The organism is Pseudovibrio japonicus (assembly GCF_014651595.1).
GTDB lineage: Bacteria > Pseudomonadota > Alphaproteobacteria > Rhizobiales > Stappiaceae > Pseudovibrio > Pseudovibrio japonicus.
Window position 1 is genome coordinate 74,805 of record NZ_BMXE01000013.1, and the last position, 24,295, is coordinate 99,099.

The 24,295-nt window shown below is 50.3% G+C and carries 16 protein-coding genes and 2 pseudogenes; 6 read left to right on the forward strand and 12 right to left on the reverse strand.

Annotation, left to right across the window (positions count from 1 at the left end; genetic code table 11):
* Positions 1–3 precede the first annotated feature (3 nt).
* Genes IE076_RS22200 through IE076_RS22235 form a run of 8 tightly spaced genes read right to left on the reverse strand, consistent with a single transcriptional unit; the run spans position 4 to position 8,509 of the window.
* The gene (locus IE076_RS22200; protein WP_189438985.1) at positions 4–948 is read right to left on the reverse strand and encodes a type VI secretion system baseplate subunit TssG; all 945 of its coding nucleotides are present in this window, start codon (positions 946–948) and stop codon (positions 4–6) included.
* A gap of 5 nt (positions 949–953) precedes the next feature.
* Entirely contained in the window at positions 954–2,747 is a 1,794-nt protein-coding gene (tssF, locus tag IE076_RS22205) for a type VI secretion system baseplate subunit TssF (protein ID WP_189438986.1), read from the reverse strand.
* A complete protein-coding gene (locus tag IE076_RS22210; protein WP_189438987.1) occupies positions 2,747–3,151 on the reverse strand; it encodes a hypothetical protein in 405 nt (134 codons plus the stop codon). The genes tssF and IE076_RS22210 overlap by 1 nt, the downstream gene beginning before the upstream one ends.
* Complete coding sequence (locus tag IE076_RS22215; RefSeq protein ID WP_189438988.1) at positions 3,148–4,551, reverse strand: type VI secretion system contractile sheath domain-containing protein; 1,404 nt, start codon at positions 4,549–4,551, stop codon at positions 3,148–3,150. Before IE076_RS22215 ends, IE076_RS22210 begins: the two co-directional genes overlap by 4 nt.
* A 22-nt stretch (positions 4,552–4,573) precedes the next feature.
* Complete coding sequence (gene tssC, locus IE076_RS22220) at positions 4,574–6,058, reverse strand: type VI secretion system contractile sheath large subunit (RefSeq protein WP_189438989.1); 1,485 nt, start codon at positions 6,056–6,058, stop codon at positions 4,574–4,576.
* The gene (gene tssB / locus IE076_RS22225; protein WP_189438990.1) at positions 6,058–6,561 is read right to left on the reverse strand and encodes a type VI secretion system contractile sheath small subunit; all 504 of its coding nucleotides are present in this window, start codon (positions 6,559–6,561) and stop codon (positions 6,058–6,060) included. The genes tssC and tssB overlap by 1 nt, the downstream gene beginning before the upstream one ends.
* 10 nt (positions 6,562–6,571) lie before the next feature.
* On the reverse strand, positions 6,572–7,093 hold the full coding sequence (locus IE076_RS22230; RefSeq protein WP_189438991.1) for a type VI secretion system tube protein Hcp: 522 nt from the start codon (positions 7,091–7,093) through the stop codon (positions 6,572–6,574).
* A 33-nt stretch (positions 7,094–7,126) separates the two neighbouring features.
* Complete coding sequence (locus IE076_RS22235; protein WP_189438992.1) at positions 7,127–8,509, reverse strand: type VI secretion system protein TssA; 1,383 nt, start codon at positions 8,507–8,509, stop codon at positions 7,127–7,129.
* 973 nt (positions 8,510–9,482) lie between these two features.
* On the opposite strand from IE076_RS22235, the gene IE076_RS22240 reads away from it, so the two are divergent.
* The 3 genes and pseudogenes from IE076_RS22240 to IE076_RS22945 all read left to right on the forward strand — a co-directional run.
* Positions 9,483–10,286, forward strand: coding sequence for a hypothetical protein (locus IE076_RS22240; RefSeq protein WP_189438993.1), 804 nt, complete (start codon positions 9,483–9,485; stop codon positions 10,284–10,286).
* Between the two features lie 162 nt (positions 10,287–10,448).
* Positions 10,449–11,040 (forward strand): annotated as a pseudogene (locus IE076_RS22245) (IS6 family transposase); the annotation flags it as partial.
* Positions 11,041–11,668: 628 nt separating this feature from the next.
* Positions 11,669–12,678: pseudogene (locus IE076_RS22945) on the forward strand (transposase family protein); the annotation flags it as partial.
* A gap of 208 nt (positions 12,679–12,886) precedes the next feature.
* On the opposite strand, the gene IE076_RS22255 reads toward IE076_RS22945, so the two are convergent.
* A complete protein-coding gene (locus IE076_RS22255) occupies positions 12,887–13,660 on the reverse strand; it encodes an aminoglycoside adenylyltransferase family protein (RefSeq protein ID WP_189438994.1) in 774 nt (257 codons plus the stop codon).
* A 718-nt stretch (positions 13,661–14,378) separates the two neighbouring features.
* Here IE076_RS22255 and IE076_RS22260 point away from each other — a divergent pair.
* Together IE076_RS22260 and IE076_RS22265 are read left to right on the forward strand one after the other, a co-directional pair.
* Positions 14,379–14,798: a type II toxin-antitoxin system HicB family antitoxin gene (locus IE076_RS22260; RefSeq protein ID WP_189438995.1), complete on the forward strand. Its 420-nt coding sequence runs from the start codon at positions 14,379–14,381 to the stop codon at positions 14,796–14,798.
* Between the two features lie 54 nt (positions 14,799–14,852).
* Entirely contained in the window at positions 14,853–15,275 is a 423-nt protein-coding gene (locus IE076_RS22265) for a hypothetical protein (RefSeq protein ID WP_189438996.1), read from the forward strand.
* Here the strand turns inward: IE076_RS22265 and IE076_RS22270 are convergent.
* Genes IE076_RS22270 through IE076_RS22280 form a run of 3 tightly spaced genes read right to left on the reverse strand, consistent with a single transcriptional unit; the run spans position 15,272 to position 19,105 of the window.
* Positions 15,272–17,506: a lanthionine synthetase LanC family protein gene (locus tag IE076_RS22270; RefSeq protein ID WP_189438997.1), complete on the reverse strand. Its 2,235-nt coding sequence runs from the start codon at positions 17,504–17,506 to the stop codon at positions 15,272–15,274. The genes IE076_RS22265 and IE076_RS22270 overlap by 4 nt on opposite strands.
* Positions 17,490–18,599 (reverse strand): phosphotransferase, encoded by a 1,110-nt coding sequence (locus tag IE076_RS22275; RefSeq protein ID WP_189438998.1) that lies wholly within the window; start codon positions 18,597–18,599, stop codon positions 17,490–17,492. Before IE076_RS22275 ends, IE076_RS22270 begins: the two co-directional genes overlap by 17 nt.
* 41 nt (positions 18,600–18,640) lie before the next feature.
* Positions 18,641–19,105, reverse strand: coding sequence for a hypothetical protein (locus IE076_RS22280; RefSeq protein WP_189438999.1), 465 nt, complete (start codon positions 19,103–19,105; stop codon positions 18,641–18,643).
* Between the two features lie 436 nt (positions 19,106–19,541).
* On the opposite strand from IE076_RS22280, the gene IE076_RS22285 reads away from it, so the two are divergent.
* Positions 19,542–24,295, forward strand: a 4,754-nt coding sequence (locus IE076_RS22285) for a beta strand repeat-containing protein (RefSeq protein WP_189439000.1), incomplete at its 3' end; no start/stop codon positions are given.

Consider the following 24,295-nt stretch of genomic DNA (forward strand, 5'->3'; position numbering starts at 1 on the left):
TCCCTAAAGTTGGTATTCAAGAAGATTGATCGAAGCAGTTTGGTTGGGGCGAAGGGCAGGGGCCAGAAGGCTGCGAAAACCCACCCGATCGCGCGGCTTGCGCGCGGATAATCGCGGAGGCGGCAGGTACTTCCGTAAAATGTCCGCGTAAATTTGAACCGAGGTCGCATCGCGCAAGTACTGTGAGATGATGTGTTGCAGCTCCTCAATCTTCTCTGGTGCTTGCGTGAGTTCCTCTAGTTCCTCGCGGCTTGAACATGGAATATGCACTTCGATATCTGGAACCGAGATTTGCCCAAACCGGCCCAGAAGAGCCCCCTTGCCCAAGACCTGGCTTTGTTCTCTGTTTCTTCCGGAAAGGCGCGAACGATCACTATTCGATACGCGGTATTTCTTCCCATGGTGGGCTGTGATGTGTACTTCGCGCCCCAGGAACCAGGAGACAACGCGCCGGAGCCCGCCCAGAGATCTGGTTCGTGTAAGCAACGGAAGCAGGATATCGATGCAGTTCGTCTCTTCTGGTTTTTGAGAAACCCAGGTGAGAAGATGCGTAAGGATGTTGGCAGCTTCGGTGTTTGTGGCATCCTCTTTGGATACCAGCATCCTCACCCGTGATGCCCGGATCTGTAGTTCCAGAATGCGACGATCGAAGATAGCAAGGAAGTCCCTGAAACTGTCATCGCCATCGTGAATGCCTTTGAGCAGGGCTTCCTGGATATAGTCAGGAAGCGCACCATCAAAACTGGATAAAACTGGTGCAGCAAGAGATAGCCGCTCACCCGCGATTTGCTGATGGGAAAAGCCGCTTTCATACTCGTCGTTTCCAATCCTGTCAGTCCCTGAGGGGAACGGGTTGAAACGAGCGTCAGAAAGCGCCTCCTCATATTGAGGTAGTGCCAAGCGTTGGGCTTGAAGCAGCGAAATATCGAGTAAATCGTGGTGAGCCAATCTATTCATCCTCCCAATGCCATCCCATGAGTTCTAGGAAAGACACGTAATGGTTGGACGTGACCTCGCTCGCGCACAATCAGTTGGAAGAAACGATCGAAACTAACAAAACAGCCGATAAAGCGGTTTAGAGCGATTGCAAAGGCGTGGGACGCAATCGGTAATTTCGACTTATCTAAAGTGACTTCAATTTCGCTGCCAGCGGCAAGAAGCATGGAACCGTCGACCTGCATGGGCGCGACGCGCTGGTTTACTTTCACATCCCAAACAGCATCACCTGCTTCACGAACATGACTGGGAGCGCAAATGCGCAAGGCTTCCACTAGCGAACTTTTTGGATCTTTCGCCTCAAACAGGGTCGAGAAATTGGCGTTCAGGAGCGATAGGACTTCCCACTGTTGATCGGCGTGACAATCAGGCAAGATCGCGGTTGTCGGCTCGGCAACCAATGAGAATGGAATGCCAGCTAAAGCATCATCTTGAAATTCGCATTTCGCACCCGGTTTAGGGCGTGTGCCAGCTTCGCCGTTCGAACATAAGACCTTGGCGACGATATCCATCTCATCCGGAAACTCCCGTTTCCCTTGCTTTTGGCAACGGGGAATGGAGAAGCTGACCGACAAGCGAGCAAGGTCGAACTCGCCGTGCGTGTGACGCTCTTGCCATACCGGAGTTTCGCTCTCCTGCCGCCGGCTAGGATCAGTCATACTCGGCAGGGACACATTTCCCTCTGATGTGAGCTGATCAATGCCGCTAATTTGCAGGGAAACAACATCCATCTGATCCGCTGAATTGGGCAGCAAGGGAACCTGAACGCGCTGGAAGTTGTAGCGAAGCGGACGAGTACTGTCAGAATACGTGTTTATCAGCGGTACAACATTGATTGCCAGGTCTTCGGAGTGCACGTCTTCTAATGCTTTTGCAGCACTGGCATCTACGAATATACGAAGCGTAATCGCCTCCGCAGGCATCTGGGCAAGAACGTCTCCCAGATTATCAATTTCAAAAAAGTAGGCCTGATCCGGATAGGCAATAAAATCTCTTAGGGCTTCAAAACCCGATGCAGGGATACCGCTTGAAGGCAAGTAAGTGTCGTCTGAATGCGCAAACGTAAACTTGAGAGCCTCGGGCCCAAACCAGTGCGCTAACCCGCTGTTATCTGCGGACAGGCTGATCCCATGAATCCCGCCCGCGAGGACATTCAAGATCCGCTGTTTACGCCCCGGCGGCGCGTTAATGTACAAAGGAAGGCTGTCGACTTTCAGGTCGGCGAAGCTGCTATCAGGGTCATGGGGCGCAATCGTTAAGCTAAGTGCTGCCTCAAACCCATCTGACTCATTTGGAACTTCAAACGGGAAGGGGGCTGTTTGCACACGGAAGTTGTCCGCGGATAGTGGAGCAATCTTGACCGTGGCAGCAGAGGTGTAGCGACAGAGCGAGCGTCCTTCCTCAGTGAGAAAGTCAAGCTCTGTTCCCTTCCTGACGATAACCTGTCCTGCTAATGCATCACTTTTTTCGAGCTTTATTGGGCAATAACTCGGTGATCCCAACAAAAACATCGGGCAGATGAGACGTAGCAGATCAAGCGCGATCTCAGGGACAGCATCATCCATTCTCTGGTTCAGACGAGAGGCGATTAAGGCGAGTGAATCAGAGAGCCTTTGAATGTCCGGATCGGCGCTCTTTCCAGCGGTCACCGCAAGGGTACGGGCTGCCTGAGGGTGGGTGTGGGCAAAGGCATCAAACGCCCTGCGCATGTAATCCAGCTCATTTTCGTAGTACTGAAGCAACCGATCCATTACGCCCCCTCCTCTGAAAATTGATCCATACGAGAGAGCGTTGTTTGCAGTTCTACAGCTTGCCAGACATCGTTCGTCAGGCAGGAGGCTGAGATAACAAACTTCACCTGATTGTTATTTCTGTCTTCGGCAAGGTTAATCTCTGAAATGCCCGAAAGTCGGGTCTCGAACCGGCTCAACCGCTCGCGCAACTCAATACGTATCCGTTTATCGCGAACAGCATCCTGCAATGCCCAGTTCATGGGTACGCCGAAACATAAGTTGGAGGAGGCCACATTTTCCAGAAGCGGGCTCGGTGAGACTTCCGGCGAGACGCTCTGCAACAGGTGCTCGACATGAAAAGCGACATGACTTTCAATCGTCTCGTCGGTATCGGGCTGGAGAAATGCTTTTCTAAATCTCACGCGGCTACTCCCTGAGGTATCTGGAGGTCGGTCTCAAGGCATATTTCGCCCAGCACGTGATCGATCTGATATTGCGGCTCGATAAAGATCTTGCACCTAAAACGCGTGTTAAACAGCGTGTCGCCCGATACTTCCACCCGCGCGCTTCGCAATGGATAGCGAGACTGCAGTTCGCTCGTGTACATGGAAGCTGTCGATGTATAGGCTTGCAGAAACCTGTTTAGTCTGGTTTCGCACTCTTTGATCGTGTTGGTGCTACCAATCAGGCTTCGTATCTGGATCTTGATGTAATGAACAAGCCGGCAGGCAATCATTATAGATTGCAACTGGGTCAAAACTTCCTTCTGGGGGATGCCAGCGCAATCGACCACTGATCTATTACCAACAAAGTAAAGCTGGTTGGTTTTGGTGCTTTCCGCCAGCGGTATGAAACCTTCCTCGGAATAAAAACGCGAGACAGCGCGCGTAAAACGCACACGAGAGCGGAGTGTGGAAGTCGTTCCTTGCGGTGCTGGCGCAGCATGTGGAGCAAGCACAGCGCCACTGCCGAATTCGTTTGTGATGAGTTTCAGGAACCCGAACCAGGCCCGTTCTGCAAATTCACTTATTGCCGTTTGGGCAAAACACGTCGCGGCGCCACCCCAAAGTCCGCTGCTGTCCGTAGGTCGTTGATGGAAACGAAATCCACTTTCAAGATCAAGATCTTCGTAGCGGCCACGTAATTGATAATACGGTAAGGCCAACCCTAAGAAACGAGCGTTGGAACTTTCACGCAGTCGTTGCCACGAGCTGAATTCTTTGCTTTGGAGAATGTTCTTGATGCGCTTGGTATCTGTATACCACTGAGCATCGCTCTCTCCCAAAAGATCCTCTGCCACGTTCATGATAATCGGGCACATGCTTGTAGCGCCGAGATCACAAAGCAGTTCAGCAGTGTAAATTTCATCATAGTCGGCGTTCAGATCAAAGGTGAGTGAGTGATCTACCACCAACAGTCCATAGGGTTCCCCCCCTAAGGTATCTAGTTCTCTCCTTCCCAGGATCTGGGCAAGAGCACTACGCCGCACATCACCGGCGTAGTGCAGGTCTTCCGCGAGCTCATCCCAACTAAGGTCCAGGACTTTTATTTTAACGGAGTACGCATGTCCTTTGTGCCACACCAATTCTTGCAATGCGCGCCAGCGTGCTTCCAAAACTTTGAAAGCCTCAGCCTCGATGATTGCGTTCAACTGCGCAATAAAACGCTCTTGAATATCAAGCAGTGAACGTAAGATAAAAGACTTCACCGCCTCAGAACTGAGCTTAGGCAGAGGGGATACTACAGAGTTGTCCCCGCCGCCAAAGTATCCGTTCTTTAGCACTGCCTCTGACTGCAAGTGAATTGAATTGGTTGAACCCATAACCAGCTATACCCTTTTGATTTTATGATGCAGGTATTTGCGCAACCATACGAACGGACGTGGTTAGCTCCTCAAGTTGTAGCCACGGTCGTAAATAGGCGACCACGGAATAGGCGCCCGGACTACCGGGTTTTTCTTCGACCTTGATCTCGCTTTCAGCAAGAGGCGTACGCGAACGTTCTGCGTTGCCGATTGCGCCAGCATTGGTGTACTGGTCGATCCAGAATTTGAGTTCTTTTTGGATGTCTGCTGCTTCAACGTTAGAGCCCAACCGGTCGCGCCCCATCACCTTGAGGTAATGCGCAATACGGCTTGCAGCCATGATGTATGGAAGGCGTGCCGAGATCGCAGCATTGGATGTAGCATCCGGGCTGACATAGGTTTTGGGCCGCTGAACAGTTTGACTGCCGAGGAAAACGGCATAACTGGTGTTTTTGTAATGGACTAACGGCAGGAAACCCAAATCCGAGAGTTCTTTTTCTCGCTCGTCAGTCAGATTTACTTCCGTTGGGCAATGTTGCTGCACATCCCCCGCGTCCGACTTATAAACGAGGTTAGATAACTGATCGACTTTCCCACCGTTCTCCAAGCCTCGAATTGCCGTACACCAACCAAACGCGGTGAAGGCATTGTTCATATTCAAGGCCATTTCATAGGCAGAGTTAGACCAGACCAGCTGCGAGTTATCTGTAGGCCGCTGGTTGCCTTCAGCATCTATGGCCAACTCTTCAAAGTAGAACGTCTTGGCCGACTTACCATTTTTCCCGTAAGGCAATCGCGCGAGCGTTGATGGCAATGTCAGCGTTACATACCGGCTCTCATCGCTGTCTCGGAAGTTACTCCAGGAGGCGTAGGTTGGGCTGTCAAACCCTGCTGCGATCGGGCGCCCTTCATTGAAACTTTCGAAGGACATATACTCAAACATTTCCGGCCCTGCGGCAGCCACAAAAGGCGCATGGCAAGAGGCTGCCGTCTGAGCCAGATATGTCAGCAGCGCAATATCTTCACCGCCGAAACCGAAGTAATAGTCTCCGATTAACGCGCCATATGGCTCGCCACCGGCAGTTCCGAACTCGTCCTGATAAAGCCGCTCAAACAGTGGGCTTCGGTCAACAGCTGGCGCGTCTTCGAATTGCTCAAGAAGCTCAGTCTTATCGTAGTCGATGACCCTGATTTTCTGTTGCGTGCCAAGCTCGCTTTCGCGAACTACTTTCTGCAAACCGCGCCAGGATCCTTCGAGCCTGCGAAACTTTTCGTCCTGCAGGACCGCGGACATTTGTTTTGACATCACCTTGTCAATTTCGGCAATGGCTTTACCGATGGTGGTGCTGACGTTTTTTTCCCAAACGATGGTTCCTTCCATCGCTTGAGTTGTCATGACTGACAAGAGGTCCTTAAAGGAGTCTTCAGGCGTTTGTGGAGTTGCCTGCAAAGCTCTGTCGAGTAAACTTTGGCTTTCCGCCTCGGGAGCAGCTGTTTCAGCTGCTCCCTGTTCTGTTTCAGACATTATTCGGCCCCATCCTCTCCAAGATTTAGGTCGTCACCCAACACCTTGATCAAACTTTCATCCTGTAAGATTTCCTTCAGGATCGTTTCAAGGTCTCGGGAACGCTCAGCCTTTGCCGCAAGCGTCATCAACTTTTCTCTGGTCTCTGCGAGTTTCCTGAGAGGTTCAATCTTGCTTACGATTGCATCCGGCTCGAAGTCTTTGATTGATTTGAAGTCCAGGTTTACTTCGAACTCTGAATCGTCATCTTCAATTTTATTGGGGACCTTGTAGGTCAGCTCTGGCCCGATACGGGCCATCACTGCATTGAAGTTATCCTTATCTATCTGATAAACAGAGCGATCTTCCAAACTTTCTTTGTCTTTTCGATCCCCGGAGTAACCTCCAAGCATACCGATGATAAACGGTAACTCTTTGGTTTGAACGGCGCCACCATCCTCAACGTCATACGTTATAGAGACGCGGTTTTTGCTAACCCGCTTCTGTTGTGCATTGAGTGCCATTTACAAACCTCTATTTCTGGGCATCACTGTTGCCTGAGGTCAGTTCGGCGACTTTAAGGTCGAAGGTGACTGCGTCTGTTTTTACGATTTCTCCAGCTTCTGTCTCGAAGTAGTGAACGATAGAAATGGTCGTATATGCCAGTGTGATGTCGGTCGCTTCGTTCGCATAGCTGTAAGAAGAGACACGTGCTTCCTCCAGGGTGATGACCATAGTCGGCTGCAGCCCTTTGCCATCGTTCGACGTCTTGGTCGTAACGATCTCAAACTTCTTACCTTTGTTGCTTGGGGAGAAGAACAGTGTCTCCAAGATTGCTGACGCAGCATCATTTGGGCGAGAGATAGCGATATCGCTCAGGGATGGTACGCCGGATTCAGCGTCTTCAGATGCGCCTACGGCTACATGGATTGAGCGGCCAAAACCAAAGCCCAAGCCCCCAATTGGGAAAAATCCCTTCTTACCGCCAATTTCCTTGACAGTCGCCATACCTTTAAACTCGGTAATACCGTCGATACGCATATAGAAACTAGACATACTCACTCCTTCTGTAGTTTGGTGATCGGATGATCACCATTTGAATTGTACAAAGTCTGCATCTTCAGCTGGGGTGTCCTCAGCGTTGGATGAGTTAATACCCACTTGGTCAGGTTCGATATCAGCCTGACTGTTATTCGCGCTCATGTCAGAACGCGTTGGATTTGCTGTCTTTTCTTCAGCGGGTTCAGTGATTTGGGGGTTTTCTGTGAGATGGGGTTTTGGGAGAGCTGCATGATAGTCGGGGAGTTTAGGGTGTTCGATATCACCTAAACCGCGACTTGAGCTGCGCTTGTATTGATCGGAATAGCCTTGACTTTCGAGCCCGGTGAGGAGCGCCATCTGCGCCATACCAACACTGCCTTCAGTAAGGATCTCTTGGTAAAGCTGACCGGCTGACAGATTACCCCACCGCACGGCTCGATCCAGCAGAAGAGAGATGGGAGAGTGAGGCTCACGTCTGCGGAAATATGTAGCTAGAGCTGCGATTTCTTCGAGTGCCTGCTCCCGAGAACTGACGATGCCCGAAGGTTGTCGTGAGACTTCGTCTTCTGGTGTTTGGCCTGCATAAGTATCGCTCTTCGCCATTTCTCCCGAACGGGCGGGTAACTCTTCTGCTGTTTCATGTGGGGTGTCGGGCAAAGCAAACCCAAGGTCTGTGAAGTGCACACTGATACAGCGCACCACATCGTCCAAAAAACGTTTGAAATGAATGACCTGGGGTGCAGGTTGTCCATTATCTTGCGCGTAGTTTTTGACGGTGTTTTCAATGCGAACGACAACAGAGATTATGTTTTGAAACGTCGCAAGCTTTTTGCGCAGATTCTCGGGATCAGCTTTGACGACCGCAGAAATATCGTCTTTCAGATCTTCCAGAGTCCCGTTTTTTTCAACCTGAATGAGCTTCCAATAGGAAATCTCACCGAGTAACGGGAGATTGGATATCGGCAGGTAAAGCAAACCTTTGCCCTCTGCTTCACCAAACAGCTGCCTTATAGGGCGCAATTTGAGGGTTGCGATTTCCTCTTTCTGCTCACGTTCGTCCTGAGATTTTAACTTCTCTTGCGGGGGGATAGGTTGCAGCCTATCGATATCGGTTTCTAATAGATTGGAGAACGTTCTTAGAGCTTCCTGAAACTCTATCAATCCATCTTGTTTTTGTGAGAGCGACACAAGATACCAGCAGAATAATTCTATGTCTAAAGACACATTATTTAGAATATCTACTGCTGAATTCTCGAATTCAGACCAAGCTTTACTATTTGCTTCCCTAAGGTCTTTGTCACTGAGAGTTTCCTGTGACTCACACAATGTGCGATAGCAAGATTGAGATGTGTTGAACAGATTACGTAGTTCGCGATAGGTAGACCTTTCACTCTTTAAGTAATGGCTAATATTATCGCTAGTAATCATCATCTTAATAACATTCTCCGAAGAAAAAATCTTATTAAACCTAGTAACTGATATATATCAAATTTGAGGGGCGTGAATTAGGGAAAATACAGATCTCGTAAGCGTAAACCCCTAGTTGTGGTTTCTGTTGGGCTGTTGAGTGATGATACCAATTGTTTTATTGGATCGTTCGTGATGAGCGGCTCCAGAGGCACAAAAATGCTCCAATTTTGATTGGTCCTAGTACTCAGGTTCCGCGACGGAAAATCCCTATTTTTGGATCTTAATTTAGGTTTTACTAACAAAAATTAGTTCCAAAAAAACGATTAATATCAACAATTTATAAGGAAGATTGCCTGATTCAGCACGGGTTTCATAAAGCCAAATATTTTAGCAGGATCGCAAGCAGATATTGCCGAAGCGCTATGAATTTTTCGCCCGTGCTCAGTCTACTGGTGGCGTGTTTTAATGCATAGGAATTTTAACACCAAAATACAATCATGACGTGTACGTAATGTATGAATGCAGAGTACATAACTAACTCTAACCATTATGCTTTTGGCACTTCAGAATAGATGTAACTTATAATTGAGTGAAAAAGTTGGGATGAAAATACTTCACTCGTGAAAATTTATACTTGCCGAGAAATTTTTTTTATTAATAGGAAATATTTTTTCGGTTGAAAAATCTGGGAGGTTCTTTCTGATAGCTATGAACTCAGTGACCAAGAATTTGTTATTCGGCTAACAAAATCAAAAAAAGGAGTAAGTATTACTTCTGCCAGGGGAGAAGATAGGTGCCACACGGGTTGAAAAAGTAGAGAGCCGGTTCTAGATTAATGCAGGCACCCCACATCAATCACCCCCTACGACCCCACCACCACCAGCTCTTCGTAAAGATTCGCCGAACTTAGATCATCAGGCCATCAGTGCCTTAAAAATCTCAAATTGGGACTCGGTAAAGACGTTTCCCGGTAACAGGAAAGTTGTGTGCAATTATGAGAGAAATAAACAAAGAAAGAACAGAAGCAGTTTGCTGGACTATTGCAGATGCTGTTACAGATCATTTTGGTATAGGAGAAATAAGTACTATCCTGCATGCGATAAGAGACTGTACTTCAGAAATAAATGGTATCGATCCTAAAGTCCCACCAAACCCTCTCTTCATTGCAAACGGCCACCCCTGCGACCATTTTCTGAGTAAGAAGACCAATAGGTACCTGAATAGCAGAGCTGAGAAAAATGTTGCTTCTGGATTAGTAGGCGCAGCCGGTGGCCTCGCCTCAGGAGTGACCCAAGTTGATGTTGCAGGTACCGCGACCAATCTTAACGCATCTGTATCCAGTTCAGCGCACTTAAAAATGTTGCACGAGATTGCAAGTCACTACCAACAATCACAAACGATACAGGACTGGATACAAGTTTGTATAATTGCGAAGAGTTTTAAGGCAGGAAAGCGGGCCGTTGATCTTGTGGGTGCTGCGGTTCCAGTCCCTTATTTAGGCTTGGCTACCGGTGCTGTCTCATCGCTGGCATCGATCGAATTCAAAAGAAAATACAGCAGTATATTAGCAAGAGTTGCGATGGAACTTCACTGGCGAGCGAAGCTGGAATTGCAGCTAAGTACCCACTTTGGTGGCGCAGCAAAACACACCAAACCTGTAGGGCCAGCAAGTGCTGTAATTTTTGAACTCTTACGCCGGCGTGGCTACACTCGCATATTCGGACAATACGATGCTGGCACAATCATCTCTGAACCCGCCGGTTGGTTGGTCGTTAATGACAAGCTCGCGCTCATGTAAACATTCTTGCGCCGAACCGGAAATCTCACAAACCTTTAGGGACTTTCAGCGGTACTGTATTCTGTTAGACCCGTTAAAGGGGTTCGTCTCAGCTGCCTTCAGGGGCTTTGTTGCAAGTTTGCGGCCTTGCCTGCATGATCCCTATGTTGTGGGGGATTTACTATGCCAGCGTTCAAGTATCGTCAGTTTCAGGGCGAGATCATTCTTTGGGCAGTGGGATGGTATTGCAAGTACGGCATCAGCTACCGTGATCTTGAGGAAATGCTGAGTGAGCGCGGCGTTGATGTTGACACACGACCCTCTACCGCTGGGTTCAGCACTACGCTCCTGAACTAAAAAAACGCACCTTGTGGTATCAGAATCGCCTATCTTTTTTCTGGCGGGTAGACGAAACATATGTGCGTGTCAAAGGGCACTGGAAATACCTTTACCGGGCCATCTATAAGCATGGCAAAACCATTGATTTTCTGCTCTGCTCCTGCCGTAACACTGCTGCTGCCAAACGGTTTTTAAGCAAAGCGCTCCGGCGTTCGAAGCATTATATCCCTGCTAGGATCAACCGGCCTTTGGGCAAGCCCTCGCCGAGCTCAAGGCCGAAGGAAAGGTGCCCGAAATTGTTAGGTTGCGGCAAGTTAAATATCTAAACAACAGGCTGGCGAGCGACCATGGCAAGCTAAAACGGTTCATCAAAGCAGCGCTCGGCTTCCAATCGATGCGAACAGCAGCTGCAACCATCAAGGGTTTTGAGGTTATGTGAATGTTCAAGTAGGGACAGTTTGATGGCTGGATCCCTACCCTGAAGCGCTTGTCTTCTACGATATTCCGAGAGTTTCCATGAGATTCCAAGAGTTCCAAGAGATTCCAGAAGTTTCCAAGAGTCTCCGAGAGATTCCAAGTAGGGGGTGTGACAGGATAGCTAAAACGGGCCCGTTTTAATCCCGTGCACGAAATGGCTTATTCGCATCTACGATGCTCAATGCCTTACCTTTAGAGATTGGAGCTGATCATAATAGGAAGTCGGCGTCAGATGTGTCTTGGACCGCTTCTGCGTTTCTACCAAACTAGATGATCTCTCCCGCTACATCATGGCTCGGCCATTTTATGCCTTGGTGAGAGCCAATTATATGAACCGACAGCAGCAAGAATGGCGCTGGTTTCGTCAGAGTATGCGTAACCAAGATTTAACTCCGTTCGCTTCAGCCTGTCGAACGGAAAGCAATTTGCAACTTAAGAGCAGACTCAATCTGGATAAATTAATAAACAATAAGTTCCATAACGAACCTTCTGCGAAATAGAGCTATAGTCGCAATGCTAAACTGTTTACGCTCTGCAAACTAAAAATGTCATGCTCCAGTTACGTGGGTTATGCTGGGGAGCGTGGTATGGGATGGGTGGTGATGAGCGAGCGGGAGGTAAATCGGTTCGAAGTGATTGCACAGATCGCCCGCGGCGAACTGACCAATCTGAGCGTTGGCAATCTGCTGGACCTGTCCGCGCGGCAGATTTCGCGGTTGGTAAAGCGCTACAAGCAAGAAGGTGCGAGCGGTCTGCGCCACCGTATGCAAATGGATGATTGAGGCCGGAATTTGGCTGAACAAGGCGCAGCGGCGCACGTTCCACCAGCCGCGCAATCGCCGTGAAGCCTACGGTGAGCTCATCCAGATTGACGGCAGTGATCACCGCTGGTTTGAGGAGCGCGGCGATCCATGCACCCTGCTCGTCTTCGTCGATGACGCCACATCGACCTTAATGCACCTGCAGTTTGTGCTGTCCGAGAGTGCATTCTCGTATTTTTCCGCGCTGGAGCGCTATTTAGGTAAACATGGCCGTCCGGTGGCGTATTATTCTGACAAGCACAGCGTTTTAAGGTGGCCAATACCGAGGCCAAAGGCGGGGCTGGCATGACCCAGTTTGGCCGCGCTCTGTCAGAGCTTAACATCGAGATACTGTGCGCGAATTCGTCCCAGGCCAAGGCCCCTTGCTCGTCCGGACAGCTTGCATGGGGCACTTAAATTGGAGCCAGATCGTCTCGCCGATATCCTGTGCTGGCGCGAGAAGCGCTATGTGACGCAGCAGCTTACAGTGTCTTACAATCGGAAAATGCTCATTCTGGAGCCCAATGATCTGAGCAAGAAGCTTCCTGGCAAGTACGTTGATACCTATCAGCTTGCCGATGGCCGTGTGGCAAGTCCGCTGGCAAGGCAGGGTGCCGGCGCACAAGGTGTTTGACAAGGAACAGCGCGTCATCCATGCAGCTGTGACCAAGAACAAGCGTCTGGGCGAAGTACTGTCCTTTGTAAAGAAAGAACAAGAGGCCAGCTCTCCTTGTGTGAACGTCAAAAATTCATCTGAGAAAGGCGGTTATGAGAAGCGCGAGCGCAAGCCGCGGCGCCCAAGGCGCTCTCAAGGTGTTGGTCGCAGCCACGCGGAGTCTCTGGCTATGTTATAGGAATTCAGAACAAAGCATGCCAAGCCGGAGACATAAGGATGAGTTACTGCCCCTCCCTTTCAAGTTATGTGCTGGTTGCATAGTGCCCTAAGCGGACGGTCGGGATCCGACGAAAAATAAGCCTTATGCGTCGTTGCAACTACTGATCAACCTAATCCCTCAAGCAAGCTTCAATTTCGCTTTTCATTCGGCTGGTTAGATTTTCGAGTTCAGCGCGTTTGCTTTGCCATTCATCTTCAATAAGTCCGAGATAAGCCATCCGTGCTTCTCGGATCAGGATTGCGTGCCTTTCACCAATTTGTTTTTCGACCCATTCAGCAGCTCTTTCCTTAGATGTTATTTCACCAGTCGCCGCCGTATACCACATTCGGGCAAGGGTCAGAATTGTGTTGCGCTCGTCCCCCTCCAACTCCTCTAGCAAATCGCGTAGAGAAGCAAGTATCGCAAATTGAATATCCTTTGTAGAAATCGGTTCAAAGACAGCGGCGGCCTCGTCTCCATAGAGTGCAACGCTACTCTCGATTGCTTTTCTTAATAGGATTGCCAAATCAGGATTGCTTCGCGGCTCCGGAACCAAGCCGTTGACAATGCGATGTCTGAGCCATTCACCATACAAAAACTCTTCAGATGGCGGAAAACGCCATGGAACGACATCCGCTACCTGAACTATCGTCAACTCTAGTGGCCAGATCGAATTTGAATTTCCAATCTCGCCTGAAATACCCAACAAACGACCGGCGAGCATCTTTCTTTCCGTGAATGTGGTTTTACGATTAAGAGCGACCAGAACATCAACATCACTGTCAGGTTTCAAACTGCTCATGACTGCTGAGCCATACAAATAGATACCAACTATGGAGTTCGAAAATACTGCCTCGACAGCTGCGCAGGCTTCCTGGGCTTCAGTTGGCACTGGGATATGCATTTAGGCTCCTTAGATGGCAGTTGGATAAATAAGCGTCAGCTTTGGTGTAGGCGATTTTAGTATGCTTCAGTGCCGGACGACAGTGTCGACTTGTCTGCTGTCGAGATCTATTCCAGCTACAGTTGATTTAACTGAATGACCAGTTTGTCCCGCACTGGAGCTGCAGGCGTGGTGCTGAAGCATGATCTGTGCACACAGCAGGTTCTCCCTCCTTAGAGTGTCTTCAGCGGTGCCCTTCACCTTCTGGCCCTGTCGTCCTGCGATATTTGAAGTCTTCTTCCGTCAGGGCCAGAGCTCTGCAGCCAGGGGCAAACTCTCTGCCCTTCATTATCTCGATAATAACACTTCTGCTTTGCGCCTTGCCTGCCATTTCTGCTTGGTTGCAACAAAGAGCGTGCCACAAGGTATTTTTGCTACTCAACCTCTTATCATTGCGCGAAAAACTAAGATCGGAGATCCTGTAGTATGGCATCAGAAGGATCTCTACCGTGACATTTGTTCCAGAACGATATTCTTGGTCAGTTCAGATACTCATAAAACCGGATGGTGAACCCCTCCCGCTGGTTGTCGACAGCAATGGTGTGCCTGCCCACCATCCGACCAAATCGGGAAAAGTTACCGTCCAGCACCCGAAAAAGGATTATCAATCAAGACGGTAAAATCGATCTACATACAAGCTTGCTGGCAATAGCCAGCTTGTAACAACAAAGAGATCTAAATGTATATCGCTGCCGTTCATAATGCCCCTGATAACTGCTTTGGGGTTAGTTTCCCTGATCTTCCTGGATGCGTTTCCGCCGGTGATACACTGGAAAACGCCAAAAAAAACGCGATTGAAGCCGTATCACTTCACCTTAGCGGTATGGAGCAAGATGGTGACGCTAATCCCCTACCCCGCACATTAGACCAGCTCTACGCAGACGCTAAGAAAGACGAAGACCTTGCGGGAGAACTAGGAGGCTCTGTGCTTGTAGATATCCGGCACGTCGTGGAACTGGGCAAGGTCAGTCGGGTCGATATTATGATCGACGCAGGACGACTGTCAGCTATTGACAACGAAGCGCATAGGCGTGGATCTGAACGGATCCGCTCTTTTAAGCGACGCTGCAAAGAAAGCAACTTGCGCTCAATAACCTAAGGAGAAGAGCACCGGAATAAGTGCTCTTCTCGTAAGTCCGAAAAAGGAGGGAGTATGTTTACGGATTCGAATATCACGAAACACTTAGTTGACCGATTCTTTGTCGCCAGCTACCTGGCGGTAATGGAAAAAATGTACGGTATGCCGGGGCTGGCTGCCGGGCGTGATCTGATCAGGGAAGTGCGGGCGGATGGAGAGTCTGCGTTGGAGCGCTACATTTGTGCCTGCGATACCAAGAGTGAAGGGACACCAGATAAGGACTATGTTGCAGCCCTGACTGCCGTTACGGGCGAGTTTATGCTGACAGATGATGAAGACGATATTGATGATCCGGATGGAGTGCCGTGTCCGGTGCTATGTGCTGCAAAGGCACAGGCGTGCGAGGCGGCATGTGATGCATTGCCGGACTGGAAACTGCGGCTGTTGTGTAAGGCGGGATGTACGCTGAAGTTTCTCGCCTGCCTTGCCAATTGTTAAGTGATCATAAGCAGAGAAGGTACGTCCTTTTGGGCTTGCCGCAGGTAGAAATAACCGATGCCGGACAGTCCTGTCATCAGACCCGGTGTACTGCCGCACAGTACGCCGCAAGGCCAGGATTTTCCGGTTTGATGATAGTTAGCATAGCCATGCGCAATAATTTCAGATGCGGCTTCTTGCAGGTCAGATCTGTCTAGAAATACTGAAAGATACTGTAGCGCCTCAGCGCTGCCAGAGAGGCCATGACAGAGGCAAAAATCACTGCCTGAGCGGGCCATCGCTTTCGTTGCACTTTTTAGAGTACTTTCCGCAGCCAAGATAGTATTGGCGTGGATTGTGCCGTCGTGTTGCTCCTTGAGAAAGGCAGTGCGTAGCATGGCCATGCCGACCGTTCCATTGCACCAACTTGTTGAAACGCTTGGTTTATGGCGCGTGCTGTCCTTCATGCGCCGGTCTTGCCAATTGTTTTTGTCGATGAGGAAAAACTGGTCCGTGTAACGCAATGCGCCAAGTGCGGTTTTAAGATAGTTTGGCTCATCGGTGAGAGCATGGGCGCTCAGCAGGCTATGTGCAATGCCACTGGTGCCATGCAACATACCAAGGTTTTCTCCACGATCCATCTGCCAAGTGCACATATCATCTTGCCATGCTGCCGACTTGCACAGCGTGTCGGCCAGTGCGCGGATATGTGGTTTCAGGCCTTCAGCGAGTTTCATGTTTTGTAAGAGCACAAGGCCAAGCAGCGTACCAGCCAAGCCCGCGCCCAGCTCAAGGATATCTGTCTGTTTACTGGCTGCAATTGTATCAGTGATCAGGCCTTGAGCGAGCTCCGAAAATGTTGTGTCGCCCGTTAAATGCTCAAAGCGCAAAGCAGCGTAAGCAAGGCCTATACCGCCTGAGTAAAAGCCGGGCGTGGCGATGTTCTCCTGGGCCAACGTTTGATTAAGGGCACCGTTGGCTGCTTTCTTAAACCTTATGTCGCCCATTGCCGCATAAAGTTCGGCGAGAAACAGAGCAACACCAGCCGTGCCGCCATAAAGTGAGTGTGGCAGAGTTTGCGACATAAGCTGAGGGGCATCGGTGCCATGAACCTCATTAATGGCACCAAACCACGTGCAGCGGTTTTCATGCCATATAGCGCTTTTCACCAGGGCCACGCCAATCTGCCGGGCAACTGTGAGGCACTCGGCTTGATCTGGAATGTGCGGTGCTAACTTTTTAGCCTCAGGGATCAGGTCGAACTCATCGAGTCCGTCTGAGCCAAGATAAGGTTTTTCAGGGTCGAGGCCCTCGGCTTTAAACGCCGCGAGAACAGCTTCCAGCTCAGGCTTTTTGGTATGAAATGCGTCAGTCATTGCTCTGGCAATCAGCCGGCAACGGTGGCTGCCAAAGCTTACCGGGTCGCGATGGTCCGTGATTGGATTGTCGGCCATCCCAATACCATTGGCGATCCGCTTGGTCAGCATCGGTATTCCCGGTAGAAGCTTTGGCGCGAGGGTTTTCAGCGCGTCCAGCAATGGTGCTTTGAGACTTAGAAAATCGGCTCGGGAGAGATACAGCACAACCGCATCGCAGCGATCCTGACGGCTGGCAAAATTCATGACTTTCAGCGTGAAGGCGCAATCTTCGTCGTTGAGTAGCTTTGTCAGGCTGGCCACAAGGTTTGTAACGCTGTCCGGGCTGGCATGCAGATAAAACCGCACGGAGGGATCGTCTGGCCGCGCAAATCCGGCATTCCCAAACAGTGACAGATAACCTGGTGAAAGCGAGGGTGAGGCCGGTGTGGTTTTCAAATCCACTTTTGTGTAGGGCAGTAGATAGTCGTCCTCAATAGGTCGGACCTGATCAGGGCGGCAAAACAGTTTGCGCTGACCATTTGCCACCACAAGACCATTCTTTTTCACTTCTTCAATGTGCCATCCGTTTTGATACCAACCGGTGCTGGTTGAAGCGTCGATGATTTTCTTCGGTAATTCCAGCTTTTCGGCAACATCAGTTGGCGGTCGGCGGTGCCAGGGAATGGGCACAGGACCACCGGAGCTATAGAAGTTTTCATAAAGCCGAGTCTGGATGCGGGAGATCAGAAGGTGCTTGAGGGCGTCTGCATCGAGCGTGTCCTCGATTTCCTTGCCAATTGGTTCAGAAAGGTGCCCCATCCAGGAAAAACTGGTGGGCGAGAGAATTTCGAGATTGTCTATGGCAGATGTTATCTGCTCATTGAAGTTCTGCATCAACCATATCCAGCAATGTTTGGGTGGCGTTTTCGGGGTTCTGCATGATGTTGTAAGAGACCTGAAACAGCGTGACGGCTGCACCCGACATTTCATTGGCGGTCTGCATGAGTTCAATGGCGGCCTGCAACAACCTAAGCGCTGCAAAGCGCATGACTGAGATCAGCTGTTCGGCGCTTTTTTGCTCGTCCCAGCCAGTGGCAGCGCTGTAGGTGTGCCAAAACTCACGAATGGCTGGTTGCATCACCTCCAACGGAAAGCGGGTATTTTGCACGGCTTTCTCCGCAGGTGTTGCGCCTGAAAGCGGCATGGAGATAACCCAGAACACCAGATAATCTCCGATCACTGAACCAAGATCCCAGCGGCGGTCGCCCCAGCCGGAAGTTTCCCAGTCGATCAGCTTGATTTCCTGCGTTTCAGGGTTGGAGATGGCCCAGTTCTCAAATTTCACATCACTATGGATGAAGCTATCCTCGCGCCAATCTGCGCGCATGGCGTTGAGATGTTCGGTGAAGCTCTCAGTTTCCTGGATAATGCCAAGGAGCTGCTGGCTTGCGGCGCTTAGTTTGTAAAAGCTATCAAGATCCGGGCAGCCATAGCCAAAAATGGATGGGGCGGGGCTTTTGGCAATTTTAATATGGAGCTTATCTGCATCTTGAGGGGATAGGCGGTGGGTTTCAGCCAGAGTTTTGGCAAACTGCCGACTGTGTTCTACCGGGAACTGCGCGTTTTGGAAATACTGCTTCCTGACCTGGTCAAAGCTCGGCATCAGTTCAATGCACAAAATCCCGGTTTTCTCGTCAAAGCCATGGAACGGTACAAGGTGTGACCTAATGTTGATTGGACAGTCGGCGCTATGAAGAAGGCTGTAGACCTCCCCCTCATAGGACACGGTGTGAAACAGCTTATGCGCGCCTGTTTGTGCCACACCCTGTTTCAGGAGGTAGCCGGAACCATCGGGAAACGTGAGAGCATAGTTGCGGTTGCGCCGGGAAAGGTCGCGCAGTTGAATTCGATTTTGTACAATATCCCTCGGCGTGATTAATCCCCTGTCCAGCAGATAGGGAATGACTGTGTCAGGGGACAAAATCACAATACAAAACTCCTGATGATACTCAACTAGATCAGAATTCGTCAGTGTGCTGTTGGTAGGCAATCAATTGGCAGACAGGATAAGAATATCGTCAGCGTGATGGTGCACGGAATGGATGTCAGGAAGGCCTGCTGTCCACCGCCTAGCCCGGCAGCTGCACCTGGGGCAAAGCGCGATGAGATATCTCCTTCGAGGAAGGCGGCCTGTTGTTTGGCAATGAAGTCTTTTGATGACTGGGTGCGCCCACTGGAAACGACCTCAGACTTGCTGACCCAATATGCACAGAGCCCATCAATCTGCGCGCCAGAGATTGGTTCAGAATGCAGAATGGCATTCTTAGCGACTTCAGTGAACTGGCTCAGCGCCGGTGAGCCATAGATGCGCACCATGCCCTCTTTGTCGGATGGGCCAAGATAGCCCATGTAAACGGTCATGGCTGGCGTCTTTGCCGGATCTGATGCAAGCTTTTCAACAAATCTTGGAAAGTTAGTATCTGTACTAGCCATGTTCTCCTCCATTACGTTGGGGAAGGCTAGCATAAAATAGATCTCATTTGAAGCAAAATAAGATAATACTGTATCAGTATTCTCTCTGTATTTCTGTCAGTTACACAATCACATCGATCGGCAAATGCAGATTCTTGAGAGTCCATAATGTTGCCTCAACTGATCACCCGGAGACGTTTGGAGCTACGAATGTAAGTTGGAAAACGACCCTACATATTTTCAGTGATTTCTGCAACTACGCCGGTAAGAACAGGCAAGTAGTAATGATGTACCTAATAAGTATGCGCGTACTTTATGTAGTAGTTTTTACAAGAATACTTCTTTCTTGTTGTAATGCCTAAATTAGTTTTCATGGGTATAGATGTGGTGGATACTCGGATAAACAGGATTCATCAATGGAAATGCTTTCTTAGACATTGAATCTAGGTGGTGTTTGATGCGCAAAAGACTGAATTATCGCAGGATTGCTCCATTCACCGCAGGCTTGCTCGCCAGCACAATCATCGCAGTCTCATTCTCGGGCAGTGCCGTTGCTCAAATTGTGATCAACGCCCCACAAAATACGCCGGTCACTTTGTTGGCGGACGGGACAGTGCTTGTCACGGACACCGGCAGCATAGATGTTAATCCCGGCTTCTTTGCTATCAGCTCTAATGGCTTTAACAGCGAAATCACCCTCCACGGCCCGGTTTCAGGAACAATCAATTCACCCGGCAATGTCGATAGTTTGGCTGTCATCAGACAGAACGGGGACACGTCCAACACACTTATCGTCCGCGAGGGCGGCGACATCACTGCAACTGACACCGCAAATGCTCAGTTTGTAAGAGGCGTGCAGCAAAACAATCCCACAGGCTCTCATACGGTTAATCTGGAGAACGCGCAGATTACTGTGACCGCCCCTAACGCGATAGCTCGCGGGATTGACCAAAACAGTTTTACTGGCTCCAATTTAGTCCAGTTCGGAGACAATGGTCGAATATCCGTTCTCGGGGGGACAGCCGCCGATGGAGTGGGGCAGTCTACTGCCAATGGAGATAATTTAATTGAGACCGGGGCAGCCCTACAAGTCACCGTTGACGCTGCAGGTGATGGCAACGGAATCGTGCAAAATCACGTTGCGGCTGGCACCGGCAACAGCAGAGCCGAGATTGCATCGGGAACCCAGATCGATGTTGTTGCACAGGAGCGGGCCCGCGCTGTTTTTCAAATCAATGCAGGCGACGGTGACTCAACAAGTATTTTTGGCTCTGATGTGCAGCTTAGCGCAAATGGAGGTTTGGATGGCTTTGGAGTGTTCCAGTCTCATGATCTGACTGGTACCGGAGACAACAATATTGAATTCGGTTCTGGTGCCCGGATTGATGTTACAGCACAGTTATTCGCCTTTGGAATTGATCAATCTAATTCTATTAGCGGCAACAATACAACTGTGTTCAGCTCTGATGCGCATGTCACTTCTACATCAACAGGAGGAACAGCATATGGCATCAGGCAACAAACCTCCAGCTCTAGTTACAACAGCCTCTCGTTGGGAGCAAACTCCAGAATCGACAGTAACGCCAGCGGAAATGGTTTTGGGATCCAGCAATTCGCGGAAGGCGGCGATAACACGATCGAGGTCGGAGAATACGGGAACCTGACTGTTACAGCAGGGGGACCGGCCACTGGAATATCTCAAGACACTTTCTCAGGCGATAACACTGTAGAGCTCGGTACTAATGGGCAAATATCCGCTATCGGGCAATTGAGTGCTGATGGAATACAACAGGAAAATGACGAAGGCGATAATGCTATTGAGATCGGACCAAATGGGGACTTGACCGTTATCGGGGAAGATATTGCCGATGGAATAGTTCAGCGTAATAGCTCTGGCGATAACTCTATCTGGATCGGAGCAGATTTGATTTTGGCCGTTACTGCGGGAAACGATGCCACTGGATCATTTCAACGGAGTGAGGAAGGCAATAACGCTGTCGAGATCGGACCAAATGGGGACTTGACCGTTATCGCGGAAGACGATGCTTTTGGAGTCCGGCAGTTCAATATTTCGGGCGATAACTCTATCTGGATCGGAGCAGATTTGAACTTGGCCGTTACCGCGGAAGACAACGCCGATGGGATAGCGCAGAGTAATACCACTGGCGATAACACGATTGAGGTTGGTGAGCATGGGACTTTAACCGTTACTGCTGGAGACGATGCCACTGGTTCATTTCAACGGAGTGAGGAAGGCAATAACGCTATCGAGATCGGACCAAATGGGGACTTGACCGTTATCGCGGAAGACAATGCTCTTGGAGTCCAGCAGATCAATGTTTCGGGCGATAACTCTATCTGGACCGGAGCAGATTTGAACTTGGCCGTTATCGCGGCAGACAATGCCACTGGGATAGAGCAGAGTAATATCTCTGGCGACAACACTCTCGATATCGGACCAAATGGGACTGTAACCGTTACCGCAGGTTTGGACGCCTTTGGGATCAACCAGAGAAATCTCGATGGCGATAACACGATCCATGCCGGAGAGAATTGGAACCTGACCGTTGACGGGGGGGATTTAGCCGTTGGAGTAGTGCAGTTAACTCTCAATGGCGACAACTCAATCTCGATCGGCGCAAACGACCCCTTCTCCATTACCTCGCTGGGAAGGGCCTTTGGAATACTCCAGGAAACTGAAAATGGCGATAATTCTATTTGGATCGGATCGGACGAACACATGTCCGTTACCGCTGATCTCGACGCCAGCGGACTAACGCAAGCAAGTGCCAACGGCGATAACACGATCACGCTCGGAGAACATGGGGACTTGACCCTTGACGGGGGTTTGAACGCCACTGGAATAGGTCAGGCAACTCGTGACGGCGATAACACTCTCGATATCGGCCCGAATGGAACTTTGATCGTTACCGCAGGTTTGGACGCCTTTGGAATCAGCCAGAGAAATCTCGATGGCGATAACACGATCCATGCCGGAGAGAATTGGAACCTGACCGTTGACGGGGGGGATTTCACCGTTGGAGTAGTGCAGTTAACTCTCAATGGCGATAACTCAATCTCGATCGGCGCAAACGACCCCTTCTCCATTACCTCGCTGGGAAGGGCCTTCGGAATACTCCAGGAAACAGAAAATGGCGATAACTCTATTTGGATCGGCTCGGACGAACACATGTCCGTTACCGCTGATCTTGACGCCAGGGGACTAGCGCAAGCTAGTGCCAACGGCGATAACGCTATCGAAATCGGAGACAATGGGGTCTTGACCGTTATCGCGGATCTCGGCGCCATAGGACTGGTGCAGGACAGTGCCACCGGTGATAACACTATCACGCTCGGAGAAAATGGGCACTTGACCCTTGCAGCGGGTTTGGACGCCAATGGAATAGGCCAGTCAACTCGTGACGGCGATAACTCTATCTGGATCGGGTCAAATGGGGAATTGACCCTTGACGCGGCTGGTTCGTCCAATGGGATTTTTCAAACAAATAGCGAAGGCGACAACACTATCGAGGTCGGAGAGAATTGGAACCTGACCGTTGTCGCAGTGGAAAGGGCCTTTGGAGTATCGCAGGCAAGTTCCAACGGCGATAACACTCTCGAGATCGGACGAGATGCGCACATTTCCGTTACCGCAGGTGGTTTGGGCGTTGGGATTTCACAGTCCAGTTTAACCGGCAATAACATGGTCTGGATCGGACCAAATGATCCTTTGATTGTTAGCGCAGGGGGAGTGGGCGTTGGAGTCGATCAGTTCAACCTTGATGGTGATAACTCTCTTTGGATCGGATCGGGTCAGCACATATCCGTTACTGCCGGGACAGCGGCCATCGGCCTAAATCAGTTCAGTGATGTAGGTGATAACTCGATTTGGATGGGATCAAATGGAAATATATCCGTTACCGCAGAACTAGATGCCACTGGGGTGGAGCAAAATACTGCCTTTGGTGGCTTTGGTGAGAGTGACGCTGACTTCGGATCTAATATGCGAATTGCTGTTTATGCCGGAACCGAGGCTGTTGGCATCGAACAAAGTGGGATAGCTGCCCGTACAATTTTGGGTGGCGGTTCTCATATCCGCGCTAAAGGTGAGACTGATGCAAGAGGCGTACGCCAGCGTTCAGCTAACAACCTGTTCCGCTTGGGCCAAGGCTCCTTCATGAATGTTGAGGCAGGAAACACGGGTATCGGCCTCTCACAGTTACCAAGTGCCATTGCGGTCACAAACACAGCGATCATCGAACGCAACAGCCGCATCAGTGTCTTTGCAGGGGACCGTGCCTTAGGCATTTACAGCTTAGCGCCCAATATCTCCTCATCGTCCGTTGAAGTGCAGCAGGGAGCTGAGATCTTTGCTTCAGGTGGCAGTACAGCCCACGGTGTTCTTGTTGTCTCCGGCAGTGCCGGCGGTAGTGCCAACGTGACAAACCGCGGCGTAATCATCGCCACTTCAAGGGATGCAACAAAACGCTCTTATGGTGTTCACATGATTGGTGACCGCAACACTCTGGAAACAAGTGGCACGATCCGCGCTGATCTGGCTCCGGACAGCCATGCGATCTGGATGGAAGGCAATTACAACACGGTGAAGATGTTTAATCTGCCAGTCACACAAGGCCGGATCACCTTTGGCGATGGTGCCGGTGGGTTCGGAATGGACAACACGCTGATTATAGGCCGCGAGTTTGATGCAGCCTTTACGGTGGATGCTGATCCGCATGAACTAACCGTTCTGGGTCAGGGCCAATCCCTGACGGTCAATCAGATCGCACCATACCAGCTAAAGGTTGTCTCCATCGACTCCGATGGCTACTTCAGAGCCTCAAGTGTCCGCATGACAGACGACCTGATCCGCTACCTGCAACAGGAGATCTACACACGTGAACTGAAAAACCGCCAGTTCCTCTATCAGGACAACGGCCTCATTCAGGACTTCTGGTTTGATGCCAGCGGGTTTGGTCAAGCCAGCACCACCGGACGGGCCTACTCCCATTTCCTGGGTGCCTTCACCATCGGTTATGACCGGGCCTTTGAAGACAACGGACTGGGCGGTGTTTATGCCGGTTACTCCGTGGGTAGAGTCAACCAGGGCAACCGAAACTGGGATAACACACTCCAGACGGCCTATGCCGGTATCTACTATGACCGCGCCTTTGACCGTATCCTGACCGGCATCAACCTGCTGGGTGGTAT

Excerpts from the sequence above, each read along its gene's own strand:
- tssF (WP_189438986.1), bottom strand. The coding sequence starts at position 2,747 with ATGGATCGGTTGCTTCAGTACTACGAAAATGAGCTGGATTACATGCGC.
- IE076_RS22215 (WP_189438988.1), bottom strand. The coding sequence starts at position 4,551 with ATGGGTTCAACCAATTCAATTCACTTGCAGTCAGAGGCAGTGCTAAAG.
- tssC (WP_189438989.1), bottom strand. The coding sequence starts at position 6,058 with ATGTCTGAAACAGAACAGGGAGCAGCTGAAACAGCTGCTCCCGAGGCG.
- tssB (WP_189438990.1), bottom strand. The coding sequence starts at position 6,561 with ATGGCACTCAATGCACAACAGAAGCGGGTTAGCAAAAACCGCGTCTCT.
- IE076_RS22230 (WP_189438991.1), bottom strand. The coding sequence starts at position 7,093 with ATGTCTAGTTTCTATATGCGTATCGACGGTATTACCGAGTTTAAAGGT.
- IE076_RS22235 (WP_189438992.1), bottom strand. The coding sequence starts at position 8,509 with ATGATGATTACTAGCGATAATATTAGCCATTACTTAAAGAGTGAAAGG.
- IE076_RS22240 (WP_189438993.1), top strand. The coding sequence starts at position 9,483 with ATGAGAGAAATAAACAAAGAAAGAACAGAAGCAGTTTGCTGGACTATT.
- IE076_RS22255 (WP_189438994.1), bottom strand. The coding sequence starts at position 13,660 with ATGCATATCCCAGTGCCAACTGAAGCCCAGGAAGCCTGCGCAGCTGTC.
- IE076_RS22260 (WP_189438995.1), top strand. The coding sequence starts at position 14,379 with ATGTATATCGCTGCCGTTCATAATGCCCCTGATAACTGCTTTGGGGTT.
- IE076_RS22265 (WP_189438996.1), top strand. The coding sequence starts at position 14,853 with ATGTTTACGGATTCGAATATCACGAAACACTTAGTTGACCGATTCTTT.
- IE076_RS22270 (WP_189438997.1), bottom strand. The coding sequence starts at position 17,506 with ATGCAGAACTTCAATGAGCAGATAACATCTGCCATAGACAATCTCGAA.
- IE076_RS22280 (WP_189438999.1), bottom strand. The coding sequence starts at position 19,105 with ATGGCTAGTACAGATACTAACTTTCCAAGATTTGTTGAAAAGCTTGCA.